This window comes from Achromobacter pulmonis, from assembly GCF_021733725.1.
GTDB lineage: Bacteria > Pseudomonadota > Gammaproteobacteria > Burkholderiales > Burkholderiaceae_B > Achromobacter > Achromobacter pulmonis.
The window spans coordinates 3,002,929-3,016,988 of sequence record NZ_JAIFOT010000001.1 but is presented as its reverse complement, the minus strand read 5'-3'; the positions used below and the strand labels follow the sequence as shown (position 1 = coordinate 3,016,988).

Below are 14,060 nucleotides of genomic sequence, written 5' to 3'. Positions count from 1 at the left end.
CGTTCAGTGGTTCTCGCCGTAGGGCGCGGCGGCCACGCCGGGTTCGGGGTCCGGATGCTTGCCCGCGTGTTCGATCACATACGCGAAGGTGCGGCCGTTCTCGTGGGCGAATTCGGCGGCGTCGGCGCACACCGATTCGATGCGGGCGGCGTCTTCCTCCAGCGCCGGGTCGCCGGAGTGCAGCTTGTACAGCCACAGCACCACGCCGGTCTTGTGATCCAGCACGGTGTCGCACAGGCAGTCATAGAGCGCGTCGAGATTGCCGCCGAAATACTCGGGAAAATCCACCGCCTTGACGATGGCGCGCAGCACCGCGGAACGGCTGCGCGCCGGGTCGCAATTGGCCACGAACAGCGCCAGGCCGAGTTCGTGCGCGGCATCGACCACGGCCTTTTTGTCCAACCCTTCATGGGGCAGCGCTCCACCTCGCTTCAACTGCCGCTGCAGGGTAGATTGGGCATTGCGCGTCATGCCTGTGCCTCCTTGAAAAAGGCGATCACTTCCTCGTTACGCTGCATCGTATCGGCATAACCCAGTTCGATCAATCGCTTGGTGTAGCTGGACTCGAACAATAGGTATGACATCAGCGCGCCGCCCCCAGGGCGGCTTGGATCGGACGATACACCGAGTACGCGAAAAAGGGCACGGGCCTGGGGCGGCATATCGTCCATATGCTCCAGCGCCAGCGCATCGAGCGAACGGCTCGGGGTGATCGTCAGCACCTGGATGCGGCGCACCGTGACCGGCTCGCCGCCCTTGTGGGGGGGCACCAGCTCGACCAGGTGGTTCATCCGCTCCAGGCGTTCGATGTCCATCGACAGGCCGTCCAGGAAGATGCTGGACAGGGCGTGGCCGCCGACCTGGGCCAAGGAGGGATACGGCGGCGCATCCTCGCGATGTTCCGGATGGGTATCGTCGCGAAACCCGGTGCCGATCACCAGCACCCGGTGCGCGCCCAGGTGGATGGCGGGGCTGATCGGCGCCAATTGCCGCATGGAGCCATCGCCGCACCACTCGCCCTTGCCATGCACGGTGATCTGCCTGGCCGGAAAAACGAACGGAATGGCGGATGACGCCATCAGGTGATCGACCGTGATCGGCGTCGGAATGGCCAGCCGCAGGTAGCGATGCCACGGCTCGATCGGCGTGTGTGCCTGGTAGAAGGTCAAATGCTCGCCGCTGGTGTAGCCCGAGGCCGTGATCGCCAGCGCCGACAGGGCGCCGCTTTCCAGGCCCGACTGCAAGTGGTCGAAATTCAACACACGGTCCAGCAAGGCCTGCATCGGGCTGTTGTCCAGCAGCGACTGGGGCCGCTTGCGCGTCAGGCCGGAATACATCCATCCCAGCGACAGCAGGCCCAGCCAGCGCACACCGGTGCGGATCAGGCCGGGCGCGTCGGCCCGGTAGATCATGTCGGTGTTAAGCGACGACCACAGCCGGCGGATGCGGCGCACTCCCAGGTGCGGCCGCTCGGCGCGGCAGGCCAGCGCGGCCGCATTGATGGCGCCGGCCGAAGTGCCGCAAATGATGTCGAAAGGGTTCTTGAAGCGCGAATGCCAGTCGGGGTCCAGCAGTTCCATGATGGCACTGAGCACCCCGACCTGATAGGCGGCGCGGGCACCGCCCCCGGTCAGGACCAGGCCGACCGGCGCGCGCGGGCACGCCGGACCGCCATTGTTGACTTCAACGCGGGGTATTGGCATCGACCACCGTCATCGCGGTCATGTTGACGATGCGGCGCACGGTCGAGCTGGAAGTCAGGATGTGCACCGGCGCATTGGCGCCCAGCAGGATCGGGCCCACCGCCACGTTGCCGCCGGCGGCCGTCTTGAGCAGGTTGTAGGCGATGTTGCCGGCGTCCACGTTCGGGCACACCAGCAGGTTGGCCTCGCCCTTGAGCGTCGAGGACGGCAGGATGCGCAGGCGCAGCGCCTCGTCCAGCGCGCAATCGCCGTGCATCTCGCCGTCGATCTCCAGGTCAGGTGCGGCCTCGCGCACCAGCTCCAGCGCGCGGCGCATCTTGGCGCCCGATGCCGAACTGCCCGAACCGAAGTTCGAGCGCGACAGCAGCGCCACCTTGGGCGCCAGGAACATGCGCTGCATCTCCTTGGCCGCGGCGATGGTGAACTCGGCGATCTGCTCGGCCGTGGGCTCATCGTTGACGTGCGTGTCCACCAGCACCACGGTGCGCTCGTTGAGCAGCAGGATGTTCATCGCGGCATAGACGTTGCGGCCCGGCCGGCGGCCGATGACTTCGTCGATGAAGCGCAGGTGGTCGTGGTAGGCGCCGACCGTGCCGCAGACCATGCCCTCGGCGTCGCCCAGGTGCACCATCATCGCGCCGATCAGGGTCATGCGGCGGCGCATTTCCACGCGCGCCATTTCCTTGGTGATGCCGCGGCGGCACATGCGCTCCCAATATGTGGTCCAGTACTGGTGGAAGCGTTCGTCGTATTCGGGGTTGGTGACCTCGACGTCCTCGCCCAGGCGCAGGCGCAGGCCCAGTTTCTCGATGCGGGTCAGCAGCACGGCAGGGCGGCCCACCAGGATGGGGCGCGCCAGGCCCTCGTCCACCACCACCTGCACCGCGCGCAGCACGCGTTCGTCTTCGCCCTCGGCGAACACGATGCGGGCCGGACCGCCTTCGCGCACGATGCGCTTGGCGGCCGAGAACAGCGGCTTCATGAAGGCGCCGGAGTGGTACACGAATTGCTGCAGTTGCTCTTCGTAGGCTTCCAGGTCGGCCAGCGGGCGCGTGGCCACGCCGCCCTCCATGGCGGCCTTGGCCACCGCCGGGGCGATGCGCACGATCAGGCGCGGATCGAACGGCTTGGGAATCAGGTATTCAGGGCCGAACGAAATGTCGAACGTGCCATAGGCCGCGGCCACCACTTCGTTCTGTTCTTCCTCGGCCAACTCGGCGATGGCGTAGACCGCCGCCTTTTCCATTTCGCGCGTGATGGTCGTGGCGCCCACGTCCAGCGCGCCGCGGAAGATGTACGGAAAGCACAGCACGTTGTTGACCTGGTTCGGGTAGTCCGAACGGCCAGTCGCCATCACCACGTCGTCGCGCACCGAATGCGCCAGCTCGGGCAGGATTTCCGGCGTGGGATTGGCCAGCGCCAGGATCAGCGGGCGCGGGCCCATCTTGGCGACCATCTCGGGCTTGAGCACGCCGCCGGCCGACAGACCCAGGAACACGTCCGCGCCCTCGATGACTTCGGCCAGCTTGCGCGCCTCGGTCTTCTGCGCGAAGCGCGCCTTGTCCGGGTCCATCAGCACGGTGCGGCCTTCGTAGACCACGCCTTCGATGTCGGTGACCCAGATGTTCTCCAGCGGCAAGCCCAGATCCACCATCAGATCCAGGCAGGCCAGCGCGGCCGCGCCGGCGCCCGACGTGACCACCTTGACCTTGTCGATGTCCTTGCCCACCACCTTCAGGCCATTGATGAAGGCGGCGGACACACAGATCGCGGTGCCGTGCTGGTCATCGTGGAAGACGGGGATCTTCATGCGCTCGCGCAGCTTGCGCTCGACCGTGAAGCACTCCGGCGCCTTGATGTCTTCGAGGTTGATGCCGCCGAACGTGGCTTCCAGCCCGGCGATGATCTCGACCAGCTTGTCCGGGTCGGTTTCGTTGATCTCGATGTCGAACACGTCCAGGCCGGCGAATTTCTTGAACAGCACCGCCTTGCCTTCCATCACCGGCTTGGAGGCCAGCGCGCCGATATTGCCCAGGCCCAGCACCGCAGTGCCGTTGGTGATCACGCCCACCAGGTTGCCGCGCGCGGTGTAGCGGAACACATTGGTCGGGTCCGCCACGATTTCCTCACAGGCCGCCGCCACGCCGGGCGAATAGGCCAGGGCCAGGTCGCGCTGGTTGGTGAGCTGCTTGGTCGGGGTGACCGAGATTTTGCCGGGGCGGCCGTGCTCGTGGTATTCAAGGGCGGCTTTGCGGAGGTTGGCATCCATAGGGGCGGCTACTGGCTAGAGTGAGGATCACGGAAAGGGGGCAATTCTATTCCGATGGCGGACCGGGCGAAACGTTCCCCGGCGCCGCCGGCGGCGCGCGCCCCCGGCCTGGCCACGGGCGCCGCCCATCTTACCCCCGGCTTACAAATTGTCGCCATCCGCGCGTGCCGCCAATTCGGGAAAACGCCCAGAGGGGTCGAACAGGGTCTTGATCCGCGCCTGCAGGGCCAGGGCCTGCCCGGCGGCGGCGGGCGGTTCTCCGGCATCGGCTCCCGGCGCGGCCGCGGCGGTCAGCGTCACCGCCCGCACCCACCCCAGCGTCCCCCCGTGTCCCAGCAGCAGATGCGCCAGGTTCACGCTTGCCGGCGCCCGCGGCGTCAACGCGTCCAGCCGGTAGCGCGCGCGCCAGGCCGCGGCCGAACGGCAAGCGCCGGCCAGTTCACCGCCGGCCAATTGAAACAGCGCGGGCACCAGCCGCTGCACGGTGGCCGACCGCAACGGTTGCACGTCGTCGGCGCCAAAAGGCCCCAACGTTTCCTCCACCCCATCGGCCAGCAGCAGGTCGACCGCCAGCACGCCGGAATCGGCGCAGCCGCCCGCCGGCCACGCAGCGGGTGCCGCCAGCCATTGCGCCAGCGTCATGGCGCCGGGCAACCCCGCGAACTGGGGCAGGCCCGCCTGGACCAAGGCCGCCAGCGGCACGCCCGGCTGGACGCGCCAGCGCGGCGCCGGCCCGGCCAACCGCGCCATGCCCGCCAGGCTGCCAGGGTCGACCCACAGCAATGGCCCGGCGACCGGGGCGAATGGCCCCTGGGCCTCGTCCAGCGCCAGCACCACGCCATACTCGGCGCACAGGGCGCGGGCATGCGCCACATCGTCATCGCGCAGCGGCGTCAGCAGCGCGCGCGGACCCAGCCCCGGCGCCTCGCCGAGATCGCGCGCGGCGCCCTGACACATCAGCGCCAGCCGCTGCAGGAAAGTCGCCCAGGGCGTCCGGACGGGCCGCCGGCCCAGGAGAAAAGCGCGACGAGATGGCTGCATGACTACAATTCCCTATTCCGCTTCAAGTAGCCTTCGAGATTCAGATGCCCCGCCTTGCCGCCCGCACCCAAGAATTCCTGACCTTCCAGGTGGTTGAATTGTTCAAGCAGGCGCAAGCGCTGCAGGCGGCGGGCAAGGACATCATCAGCCTGGGCATCGGCGAACCGGACTTTACCGCGCCGCCCCAGGTCGTGGAAGCGCTGCAGCGCGCGGCCCGGGCCGGCCACAGCGGCTACAGCGCGCCCGCCGGCCTGATGCCGCTGCGCGAGGCCATTGCCCATTTCTACCATGACCAGTTCGGCGCCACGGTCGACCCCCGGCGCGTCATCGTCACCGCTGGCGCCTCGGGCGCGCTGACCCTGGCCTGCGCGGCCCTGGTCAATCCCGGCGCGGAAGTCCTGATGCCGGACCCCTCGTATCCCGCCAACAGCAACTTCGTGCTGGCCGCGGGCGGGCGGCCGCGCCTGATTCCCAGCTCGGCCGACCAGCGCTTTCAGCTGTCGGCACGGGACGTGGCCCGCCACTGGACCCCCGCCACCCAGGGCGTGCTGGTGGCCTCGCCCAGCAACCCCACCGGAACCTCCATCGACCACGGCGAGCTGGCTCAGCTGCTGGCCGACGTGCGGGCCCGACAGGGTTTCGCCATCGTCGATGAAATCTACCTGGGGCTGTCCTACGAAGGCCAGCCGCGTTCCGCGCTGACCCTGGATGACGACATCATCGTCATCAACAGCTTCTCGAAGTATTTCCACATGACCGGCTGGCGCCTGGGCTGGATGATCGTGCCCGAGGCCATGGTCGCGCCGGTCGAGAAAATAGCCGGCAGCCTGGCCATCTGCGCCCCCACCCTGGCGCAGCACGCCGCCCTGGCCTGCTTCACGCCTGACGCCCTGCGCACCTTCGAGCATCGCCGCGAAGCCTTCAAGCAGCGCCGCGACTACCTGTTGCCCGAATTCGACCGCCTCGGCCTGAAGGTCCCGGTCAAGCCCGATGGCGCCTTCTACATCTACGCGGACATCAGCGGCCTCGGCACCGATAGCGCCAGCTTCTCGCAACGCCTGCTGCTCGAAGCCGGCATCGCCGCCGTCCCCGGCCTGGATTTCGGCCCCGCCCACGGTGACCACACCATGCGCTTCTCCTACGCGACGGGCCTGGACCGCCTGGAAGAAGCCGTGGCCCGCATGGGCAAGCTGCTGGGCGGATAAATCAGGAAAAAGGCCGCTCCAACTGGAGCGGCCCTTATCCGTGTCACTCGGCGAAAGCCTCGATCCAAAGGCAAGTCAGTCCCGCGCCAAGGCGATCCCCGACGCCAGCGCCAGCCGCCGCCGCTCGGCCTGCACCTTGGCGCCATAGCCGTTGTCATCCGGCCCGGTCGAGCCGACATAACACGCCAGGCCGCCATCCACCGACCCGCGCCGGTTGATGCAGTCCCTCAGGATCGTCGCGCCGACCATGATGTTGGCGGTCGGGTCCAGCGGATTCTTGCCCACGGCATCGAATTTATCCTGGTGCACGCTGGTCATCACCTGCATCAGGCCCTGCGCGCCCACATGGCTTTCGGCCAGGGGGTTGTAGCGCGACTCGATGGCGATCACCGCCAGCAACAGCAGCGGGTCCAGTTTCTTTTCGCGGCCGACCCGGTACACGGTGTTCAGGAGCGGGCCGGTGGCGTCATAGGCCACCTTGTATTTGCGCGAAATATAGTTGCGCAAGGCTTCGGCCTGCGCGCCGGTGGCGGCCGCGGGCTTCTGGGCCGCGGCGGGCGCGCTGCGGGCAGGCCCGAGCATGCCGGTCGCATTGCTGGACGGCGCGGTGGGTACGGCCATGGCAATCGCCGACGATGTGTCGGCGCCGAATTCGGTCCCGGTCTCGGCATCGATACCGGCCTGCATGGATGAAGGCGCGAGGGCGGTCAACAAGGCTTTGTGCACTTGCAATGCCTGGTCGCGCAAACCAGGCAGGGCGAATCCCATGCTTACCGTCACGATCACCGCGATGCCCAGATAGACGGAGCAGATGCGCAGCGATTCGGCAAGATATTGGTGCACTCCTTGGGCCATGTTCCTGAACAGGCTGGCCACTGACGCATCGGGCATGGAAACCTCCTGCGTTAAAAAAGAGGGAGTCAATGTTAACCTCTCTTTCTCCCCAAAATGTAACCAAATCGCCGGGATCTGTAGTGAAATACCGCGACCTTAGAGACTTCCTCGCCCAACTCGAACGCATGGGCGAGCTCAAACGCATTGCCGCGCCGGTCTCGACGCGCCTGGAAATGACCGAAATTTCCGACCGCGTGCTGCGCGCCGAAGGCCCCGCCCTATTGTTCGAAAAGCCCCTGCACGAGGGCCGGCCGGCCGAGATGCCGGTATTGGCCAACCTGTTCGGCACGCCGTCGCGGGTGGCGCGCGGCATGGGCGCCGACGACGTCAGCGCGCTGCGCGACATCGGCGAGCTGCTGGCCTCGCTGCGCGAGCCCGAGGCGCCCAAGGGTCTGCGCGACGCGCTGGCCAAGGTGTCGATGCTGAAGTCGGCGCTGTGGGACATGAGCCCCAAGACCGTCAAAAGCCCCGCCTGCCAGGAAATCGTCTGGGAAGGCAAGGACGTGGACCTGACGCGCCTGCCGATCCAGACCTGCTGGCCCGGCGACGTGGCGCCGCTGCTGACCTGGGGCCTGGTGATCACGCGCGGCCCCAACGCCCGCCGCCAGAACCTGGGCATCTACCGCCAGCAACTGCTGGGCCCGAACAAGCTGATCATGCGCTGGCTGTCGCACCGCGGCGGCGCGCTCGACTTCCGCGATCACGCGCTGGCCCATCCCGGCACGCCCTTCCCGGTAGCCGTGGCGCTGGGCGCCGACCCGGCCACCACCCTGGGCGCGGTCACGCCGGTGCCGGACAGCCTGTCCGAATACCAGTTCGCCGGCCTGCTGCGCGGCTCGCGCACCGAGGTGGCGCAGGCGCTGGGCAGCAACCTGTCGGTGCCGGCCTGGGCCGAGATCGTGCTGGAAGGCCACCTGCTGCCGGCGTCCGATCCGCGCGCCATCGCCCCCGTGGTGCCCGACGGCGTCAATCCGCCGCCCGACAGCGGCTACGAGATGGCGCTGGAAGGCCCGTACGGCGATCACACCGGCTACTACAACGAGCAGGACTGGTTCCCGGTGTTCACGGTCGAGCGCATCACCATGCGCCGCAACCCCATCTACCACTCCACCTACACCGGCAAGCCGCCCGACGAGCCCGCCGTGCTCGGCGTGGCGCTCAACGAAGTGTTCGTGCCGCTGCTGCGGCGCCAACTGCCGGAAATCGTCGATTTCTACCTGCCGCCCGAGGGCTGCAGCTACCGCCTGGCGGTGGTCTCGATCCGCAAGCAGTATGCCGGCCACGCCAAACGCGTCATGTTCGGGCTGTGGAGCATCCTGCGCCAGTTCATGTACACCAAGTTCATCGTGGTCGTCGACGAGGACATCAACCCGCGCGACTGGAAGGAAGTGGTGTGGGCCATGACCACCCGCATGGATCCGGTGCGCGACACGCTGCTGGTCGAGAACACGCCCATCGACTACCTGGACTTCGCCTCGCCGGTCTCCGGCCTGGGCGGCAAGATGGGCCTGGACGCCACCAACAAGTGGCCGGGCGAGACCCAGCGCGAATGGGGCACGCCCATTGCCATGGATGCGGACGTCAAGAAGCGGGTCGATGACATGTGGGGGCAATTGGGGCTATAGCCCCGATGCGCGGCCTGTCGCCCGGACGGCATTGCGCGCCTCATGAAAAAACCCCGCCGGAATCAAGCCGGCGGGGTTTTGCTTTGACTGGGCATGAAGGGCCGGATCAGCGCCCGTCGTCGCGATCGTCGCGCGAATCGCGCCAGACCTTGAACAATTGCCAGCCCACCAGCGCGCCGCCGGCGATCTTGAGCAGCTTGGACTTGCCGCCGCCCCGCATGAACAGGGCCGACAGAGACGAACTGATGAAGGGATAGCGCCGCGCCAGGCCCAGGGCCTGCATGGCCCAACGCGAGGCGCCGCCCGACGACAGCCCGGGCAGGAAACTCTTGAACAGCGCCGCCGGTTCGAGCTTGCGCGCGGCCGACGCGATGTCCTGCGCCAGCGATTCGCGCTCGATTGCGGCGCGGGCGCGCAGCAGTTCAATGCGCACGGCGCGGTCGACAGCAGGGGATCTTCTCGTCATGATCCGTCCTCCTGGCGCCGCTGCGCGCGGTCATCGTCCTGGGCTTCGCGCACCCGTTCGAGCAATTCGGCGTCACGGCCCAGCTCTTCGAGGGTGGCGGCGAACGGCGGCGGCCCATAGACCAGGCCGTGGCGCACCCCCAGCAGCAGCGCCACCCCCACCACCAGATAGAAAGCCGCCAGCAGGCCCAGCGCCAGGTAGCGGTCTTCGGTCGGCCAGAACGCCACCGCGACCGTGATGGTGAACACCAGCACCGCCAGCGTCAGGAACAGCAAGGCGGCGAACGCCATGCCCAGCAACTTGAGCAGGCGCGCCTTCTCGCCCGCCGCTTCCAGCGCCAGCAGTTCCAGGCGCGTGCGCATCAGCCCGACCAGGCTGGACGCCACGCCAAAGACAGATTTGCGTAGACCCATGGACAAAAGGACACCGGGCGGGAGAGCCGGCCAACAGCCGGCGCCGCCCGCCCGGTGTCCTGCCTGGTCAGCGGCGGCTGATCAGCAAGCCGAGCAGCAGGCCGGTCACGCCTGCGATGCCGATGGCTTGCCAAGGATTGTCGTGCACGTAGTCGTCGGTGGCGCGCGCCGCCTTGCGACCGCGTTCGAGCACCGCGTCCTGCGCTTCATAAAGGGCTTCGCGGGTGCGCTTGAGCGAAGTCATGGCGCGTTCGCGCAATTCGGTCGCCTTGTCGCCCGTGCTGCTGGCCGCTTCGCGCAGCAGGCTTTCGGCATCGTTCAGGCTGGTCTTGACACTGTCGATGAGTTTTTCTTTTGCGACGTCTTCGGATTTTCTCGTTGCCATGTTTTGAGCTCCTGTTTGTGTCTATGACGAAATCATCATACCAGCCGCCCCGCGAGGGTCCAGGCCGGCTTGCTACCGTGTGCTACTTGATTTGCGTAATCTCAACCGCGGACCTCACGCCGCCCTGGTCGATGTCCTGCTTCATCACCAGGTTGACCGCCGGGCAGTACCAATCGGTCACAGTGGTTTTCATGCCGGGAATCGGAATGGTCAACCCCTGGAAGGTGGCCATGGTGGGATCGGAATTGCGCGTATAGGTGATGGGATGGCAGGACTGCCGGCCCAGCGCGGTATTCAGGGCGGCGGCGCGGCCCACGGTCTTGTCGCCGATGCGGACCGTGGTGCTGGGCTGGCCGCCAACCGGCGCTTCCTTGCCTATTTTCAGACGGAACGAGTTGCCCGGCAACTTCTGGCCGGCGCTCAGCTTGCCGTCGTAGGCGAACAGTCCGAGCATGCGCAGGTCGAACTGGCCTTCGGCCGGCCGCGGCGCTTCACCGGCGCTGGCGTACTTGAGGAAAGTGGCCTGGCCGCCCTTGACGGTCATCAGGTAATCGAGCCGGGACTTGCCGGGCGGCAGGCCCGCGTAGCTGAACCGGGCCACCCCCTGCACGCGGGCGCGGCAATTGTCGCCATTGCTTTTTGTAACCTCGGCGAAGGTCAGGTCGGCGCCCAGCGCGATGTTGCCCGAGCCGGTGAGCTGGACCGCCCCGCCGTCGTGCATGAACTGCGCATCGCAGACGCCGGCCTGCGCCATGCCGGCCGCGCCCAGCGCGCCAGCCACAATCACCAGGGATGCCAATTTTCGCAACACCACAAGCCACTCCAGAAATCCAGGACAGGCCGCGCGCCATCGGCGCGAGGCTGGCTTGATACTACACCGGTTGGCAACGCCGGCGCATGACCGAACGTGTCTGGCCGCGAAGCGCCGCGGGCCGCCCCGCCTAAGCGACCGCGCGCGACGCGCCGTCGCCGCGCGCCGGCTGCGCAGGCTCCGGCACGACCGCCAATGCCGCCGGCTGGGTACGCTCCGGATTGCCATGGCGCCGGTGCAGGAAGTCGACCACCGCCGCCCGGCACGACAGATAGCCCGGGTCATTGGCCAGGCGCACCCGGTCGCGCGGCCGCGCCAGCGGCACCGGCAGGATCTCGCCGATGGTGGCGGCCGGCCCGTTGGTGAGCATGACGATACGGTCGGACAGCAGCACCGCTTCGTCCACGTCGTGCGTGACCATGATGGTGGTGGTGCCGGTCTTGGCGACGATCTTGAGCAGTTCGTCCTGCAAATGGGCTCGGGTCAGCGCGTCGAGCGCGCCGAACGGCTCGTCCATCAGCAGCACGCCCGGCTCGATCGCCAGCGCGCGGGCGATGCCCACGCGCTGCTTCATGCCGCCGGAGATCTCGCCGGGCAGCTTGTTCTGCGCCGGCAGCAGGCCCACCAGATCCAGCGCCGCGCGGGTGCGTTCGGCCAGCTGCGCGCGTTTTTCCGCCGCGCCGAAGACCCGCTCCACCGCCAGATGCACGTTCTGGAAGCAGGTCAGCCAGGGCAACAGCGAATGGTTCTGGAACACCACCGCGCGGTCCGGGCCGGGTCCGGTGATCTCGCGCTCGGCGCACAGCAGCACGCCGCTGGTCGGGCGGGTCAGGCCGGCGATCAGGTTCAGCAGGGTCGACTTGCCGCAGCCGGAATGGCCGATCAGGGTGATGAATTCGCCCTGCGCCACGGTCAGGTCGATGTCGCGCAGCGCGACGAAGGCGCCCTTGCGGGTGGCGAAGGTCTGGCCGACGCGCTCGATGCGTACGAATTTCTTCATGGCGCTACTCCTCGGTGTAGGTAAAGCGGCGGGCCAGCGCGACCAGCAGCGTTTCCAGGATCAGGCCGACGATGCCGATCACGAAAATGGCGATGACGATGTGCTCGACTTTCAGGTTGTTCCACTCGTCCCACAGCCAGAAGCCGATGCCGGTGCCGCCGGTCAGCATCTCGGCCGCGACGATCACCAGCCAGGCGGTGCCGATCGACAGCCGCACGCCGGTCAGCATGTAGGGCAGCACGGCCGGCAGCAGCACCTTGGTGGTGACCTTCCATTCCGACAGGTTCAGCACGCGCGCCACGTTCAGGTAGTCCTGCGGCACGCGCGACACGCCGACCGCGGTGTTGATGATCATGGGCCAGATCGAACAGATGAAGATCGCCCAGATCGCGGCCGGATTGGCGGCCTTGAACAGCAGCAGTCCCAGCGGCAGCCAGGCCAGCGGCGACACCGGCCGCAACAGGCTGACGATGGGCGAGAACATTGCTCGCACCGGCGCGTAGCGGCCGATGGCAAAGCCCACCGGAATGCCCACCAGCGCCGCCAGCCCGAAGCCGATGCCGACGCGCTGCAACGACGCCAGCAGGTTCCAGCCGATGCCCTTGTCGTTGGGGCCGTTGTCGTAGAACGGATCCGAGAACAGTTCCGCCGCTGCCTGCCAGGTCACGCCCGGCGTGGGGATCTCCGGGATGCGCATGGCCACCACCTGCCAGACCAGCACGAACAGCGCGAAACCGGCCAGGGGGCCGACCACGGCGCGCAGCGCGGCTTCCAGCCGCTCGCGCCAGGCCTCGCGCCACGGCGGGGCGGACGTGGCCGCTTGCGGCGCGGCCGGGACAGTGGCGGGCGCGGCCCGCTCCATGCTCGTTACGCTAGACATTGCGTGTCTCTCCTTTGCATCGCGGCGCTCAGGCCTTGACCTTGAAAGCGTCGGCATAGGCCGCCGGGTTGCTGCCATCCCAGGTCACGCCATCGATCAGCGTGGAACTGCGCATCTCGCTGGCCGGCACGGCGATGCCGGCGGCCTGCGCGGCCTGCTTGTACAGATCGATGCGATTGACCTGGCGCGCCGTGGCCAGGTAGTCGGGGTGTTCCTTGAGCAGGCCCCAGCGCTTGTGCTGGGTCAGGAACCACATACCGTCGCTGAGGTAGGGGAAATTGGCCGCGCCGTCGCCCGAGAAACGCATCGCGTGGGCGTCGTTCCAACGCTTGCCCAGGCCATCCTCGTACTGCCCCAGCATGCGGTCGACGATGGCGCTGGCGTTGGTGTTGACGTATGACTTGGCGGCGATGGTCTCGGCGGTCTTGCGGCGGTTCTCGGGCGAGGCGTCGATCCACTTGCCCGCTTCCAGGATGGCGGCGGTGACCGCGCGCGCGGTGTTGGGGTTGCGCGCGACGAAATCGGCGCTGGCGCCCAGCACCTTCTCGGGATGGTCGCGCCAGATGGCCTGCGTAGTGACGGCGGTGAAGCCGATCTTGTCCATGATGGCGCGCGCGCCCCAGGGCTCGCCGACGCAGTAGCCGTCCATGTTGCCGACGCGCATGTTCGCCACCATCTGCGGCGGCGGCACGGTGATGACCTTGGCATCCTTCATCGGATCGATACCGTACGCGGCCAGCCAGTAGTACAGCCACATCGCGTGCGTGCCGGTGGGAAAGGTCTGGGCAAAGGTGTATTCGCGCTTCTCGGACGCCATCAGCCTGGCGAGCGACTCGCCATCGCGGGCGCCAGCCTGCAACAGCTTGTCCGACAGGGTGATGGCCTGGCCGTTCTGGCTCAGGCTCATCAGCACCGCCATGTCCTTGCGGGGTCCGCCGATGCCCAGCTGCACGCCGTAGATCAGGCCGTACAGCACGTGCGCCATCGCCAGTTCACCGTTCAGGAGCTTGTCGCGCACGGCCGCCCACGAAGCCTCCTTGGACGGCGTGATGGTCACGCCATGCTTCTTGTCGATGCCGAGTACCGAGGCCATCACCACCGAAGCGCAGTCGGTCAACGGAATGAAGCCGATTTTCACCTCGGTCTGCTCGGGCGCGTCGCTGCCGGCGGCCCAGGCGCCGGCGCGCACCAGCGGGTCGACCAGCGACAGCAGGCTGGCGCCGGCCACGGCGCGGGCCGTGCCGGCGAGCCAGCGGCGCCGCCCGCTATCGGCGCCCGGTTGGGCGCTGGCGTCGGTGGAGAAACGGGATTTCACGAGCGTCATACGGGGGCTCCTGGCAAAAAAAAACGTCCCGCACGCCTCGCGGG

14 protein-coding genes are annotated in these 14,060 nt (G+C 67.7%); 2 read left to right on the top strand and 12 right to left on the bottom strand.

The annotated features are described in order from the left end of the window. Positions 1-3: 3 nt before the first annotated feature. The 4 genes from K2W61_RS13920 to K2W61_RS13905 all read right to left on the bottom strand — a co-directional run bounded on the left by K2W61_RS13920 (position 4) and on the right by K2W61_RS13905 (position 5,013). Complete coding sequence (locus K2W61_RS13920) at positions 4-471, bottom strand: barstar family protein (RefSeq protein WP_175133878.1); 468 nt, start codon at positions 469-471, stop codon at positions 4-6. Continuing rightward, on the bottom strand, positions 468-1,703 hold the full coding sequence (locus tag K2W61_RS13915) for a patatin-like phospholipase family protein (protein ID WP_236755852.1): 1,236 nt from the start codon (positions 1,701-1,703) through the stop codon (positions 468-470). Before K2W61_RS13915 ends, K2W61_RS13920 begins: the two co-directional genes overlap by 4 nt. Next, entirely contained in the window at positions 1,684-3,972 is a 2,289-nt protein-coding gene (locus K2W61_RS13910) for an NADP-dependent malic enzyme (RefSeq protein ID WP_236755850.1), read from the bottom strand. Before K2W61_RS13910 ends, K2W61_RS13915 begins: the two co-directional genes overlap by 20 nt. A 141-nt stretch (positions 3,973-4,113) precedes the next feature. Next, positions 4,114-5,013, bottom strand: a complete 900-nt coding sequence (locus K2W61_RS13905) for an FAD-binding protein (RefSeq protein ID WP_236755848.1) — start codon at positions 5,011-5,013, stop codon at positions 4,114-4,116. 44 nt (positions 5,014-5,057) lie between these two features. Between K2W61_RS13905 and K2W61_RS13900 the strand changes: the two genes are divergently transcribed. Beyond that, positions 5,058-6,218, top strand: a complete 1,161-nt coding sequence (locus K2W61_RS13900; protein ID WP_175133646.1) for a pyridoxal phosphate-dependent aminotransferase — start codon at positions 5,058-5,060, stop codon at positions 6,216-6,218. A gap of 75 nt (positions 6,219-6,293) precedes the next feature. Here the strand turns inward: K2W61_RS13900 and K2W61_RS13895 are convergent, their stop codons facing one another. Continuing rightward, a complete protein-coding gene (locus K2W61_RS13895; protein WP_175133645.1) occupies positions 6,294-7,109 on the bottom strand; it encodes a lytic transglycosylase domain-containing protein in 816 nt (271 codons plus the stop codon). Between the two features lie 83 nt (positions 7,110-7,192). Between K2W61_RS13895 and ubiD the strand changes: the two genes are divergently transcribed. Next, positions 7,193-8,737, top strand: a complete 1,545-nt coding sequence (gene ubiD / locus K2W61_RS13890; protein WP_175141671.1) for a 4-hydroxy-3-polyprenylbenzoate decarboxylase — start codon at positions 7,193-7,195, stop codon at positions 8,735-8,737. A 106-nt stretch (positions 8,738-8,843) separates the two neighbouring features. Here the strand turns inward: ubiD and K2W61_RS13885 are convergent, their stop codons facing one another. The 7 genes from K2W61_RS13885 to K2W61_RS13855 all read right to left on the bottom strand — a co-directional run bounded on the left by K2W61_RS13885 (position 8,844) and on the right by K2W61_RS13855 (position 14,016). Further along, positions 8,844-9,203 carry a hypothetical protein gene (locus K2W61_RS13885; RefSeq protein WP_175133643.1) on the bottom strand — a complete coding sequence of 120 codons (360 nt, stop codon included), beginning with the start codon at positions 9,201-9,203 and terminating at the stop codon, positions 8,844-8,846. After that, positions 9,200-9,616: a phage holin family protein gene (locus K2W61_RS13880; protein ID WP_175133642.1), complete on the bottom strand. Its 417-nt coding sequence runs from the start codon at positions 9,614-9,616 to the stop codon at positions 9,200-9,202. Before K2W61_RS13880 ends, K2W61_RS13885 begins: the two co-directional genes overlap by 4 nt. 67 nt (positions 9,617-9,683) lie before the next feature. Next, positions 9,684-10,001, bottom strand: coding sequence for an ElaB/YgaM/YqjD family protein (locus tag K2W61_RS13875; protein ID WP_006390876.1), 318 nt, complete (start codon positions 9,999-10,001; stop codon positions 9,684-9,686). Positions 10,002-10,083: 82 nt separating this feature from the next. Next, a complete protein-coding gene (locus K2W61_RS13870) occupies positions 10,084-10,755 on the bottom strand; it encodes a hypothetical protein (protein ID WP_175133659.1) in 672 nt (223 codons plus the stop codon). Positions 10,756-10,942: 187 nt separating this feature from the next. Then, positions 10,943-11,812 carry an ABC transporter ATP-binding protein gene (locus K2W61_RS13865; protein WP_236755846.1) on the bottom strand — a complete coding sequence of 290 codons (870 nt, stop codon included), beginning with the start codon at positions 11,810-11,812 and terminating at the stop codon, positions 10,943-10,945. A gap of 4 nt (positions 11,813-11,816) precedes the next feature. Further along, complete coding sequence (ntrB, locus tag K2W61_RS13860) at positions 11,817-12,674, bottom strand: nitrate ABC transporter permease (RefSeq protein WP_175133658.1); 858 nt, start codon at positions 12,672-12,674, stop codon at positions 11,817-11,819. 46 nt (positions 12,675-12,720) lie between these two features. Beyond that, positions 12,721-14,016, bottom strand: coding sequence for a CmpA/NrtA family ABC transporter substrate-binding protein (locus K2W61_RS13855; RefSeq protein WP_236755844.1), 1,296 nt, complete (start codon positions 14,014-14,016; stop codon positions 12,721-12,723). Positions 14,017-14,060: the final 44 nt, after the last annotated feature.

What these genes read in the sequence shown, in the direction of transcription:
- K2W61_RS13875 (WP_006390876.1), bottom strand. Translation starts at nt 10,001, where the DNA reads ATGGCAACGAGAAAATCCGAAGACGTCGCAAAAGAAAAACTCATCGAC.
- K2W61_RS13880 (WP_175133642.1), bottom strand. Translation starts at nt 9,616, where the DNA reads ATGGGTCTACGCAAATCTGTCTTTGGCGTGGCGTCCAGCCTGGTCGGG.
- K2W61_RS13900 (WP_175133646.1), top strand. Translation starts at nt 5,058, where the DNA reads ATGCCCCGCCTTGCCGCCCGCACCCAAGAATTCCTGACCTTCCAGGTG.
- K2W61_RS13915 (WP_236755852.1), bottom strand. Translation starts at nt 1,703, where the DNA reads ATGCCAATACCCCGCGTTGAAGTCAACAATGGCGGTCCGGCGTGCCCG.
- K2W61_RS13865 (WP_236755846.1), bottom strand. Translation starts at nt 11,812, where the DNA reads ATGAAGAAATTCGTACGCATCGAGCGCGTCGGCCAGACCTTCGCCACC.
- K2W61_RS13905 (WP_236755848.1), bottom strand. Translation starts at nt 5,013, where the DNA reads ATGCAGCCATCTCGTCGCGCTTTTCTCCTGGGCCGGCGGCCCGTCCGG.
- K2W61_RS13920 (WP_175133878.1), bottom strand. Translation starts at nt 471, where the DNA reads ATGACGCGCAATGCCCAATCTACCCTGCAGCGGCAGTTGAAGCGAGGT.
- K2W61_RS13855 (WP_236755844.1), bottom strand. Translation starts at nt 14,016, where the DNA reads ATGACGCTCGTGAAATCCCGTTTCTCCACCGACGCCAGCGCCCAACCG.
- K2W61_RS13885 (WP_175133643.1), bottom strand. Translation starts at nt 9,203, where the DNA reads ATGACGAGAAGATCCCCTGCTGTCGACCGCGCCGTGCGCATTGAACTG.
- K2W61_RS13895 (WP_175133645.1), bottom strand. Translation starts at nt 7,109, where the DNA reads ATGCCCGATGCGTCAGTGGCCAGCCTGTTCAGGAACATGGCCCAAGGA.
- K2W61_RS13870 (WP_175133659.1), bottom strand. Translation starts at nt 10,755, where the DNA reads ATGGCGCAGGCCGGCGTCTGCGATGCGCAGTTCATGCACGACGGCGGG.
- ntrB (WP_175133658.1), bottom strand. Translation starts at nt 12,674, where the DNA reads ATGGAGCGGGCCGCGCCCGCCACTGTCCCGGCCGCGCCGCAAGCGGCC.
- K2W61_RS13910 (WP_236755850.1), bottom strand. Translation starts at nt 3,972, where the DNA reads ATGGATGCCAACCTCCGCAAAGCCGCCCTTGAATACCACGAGCACGGC.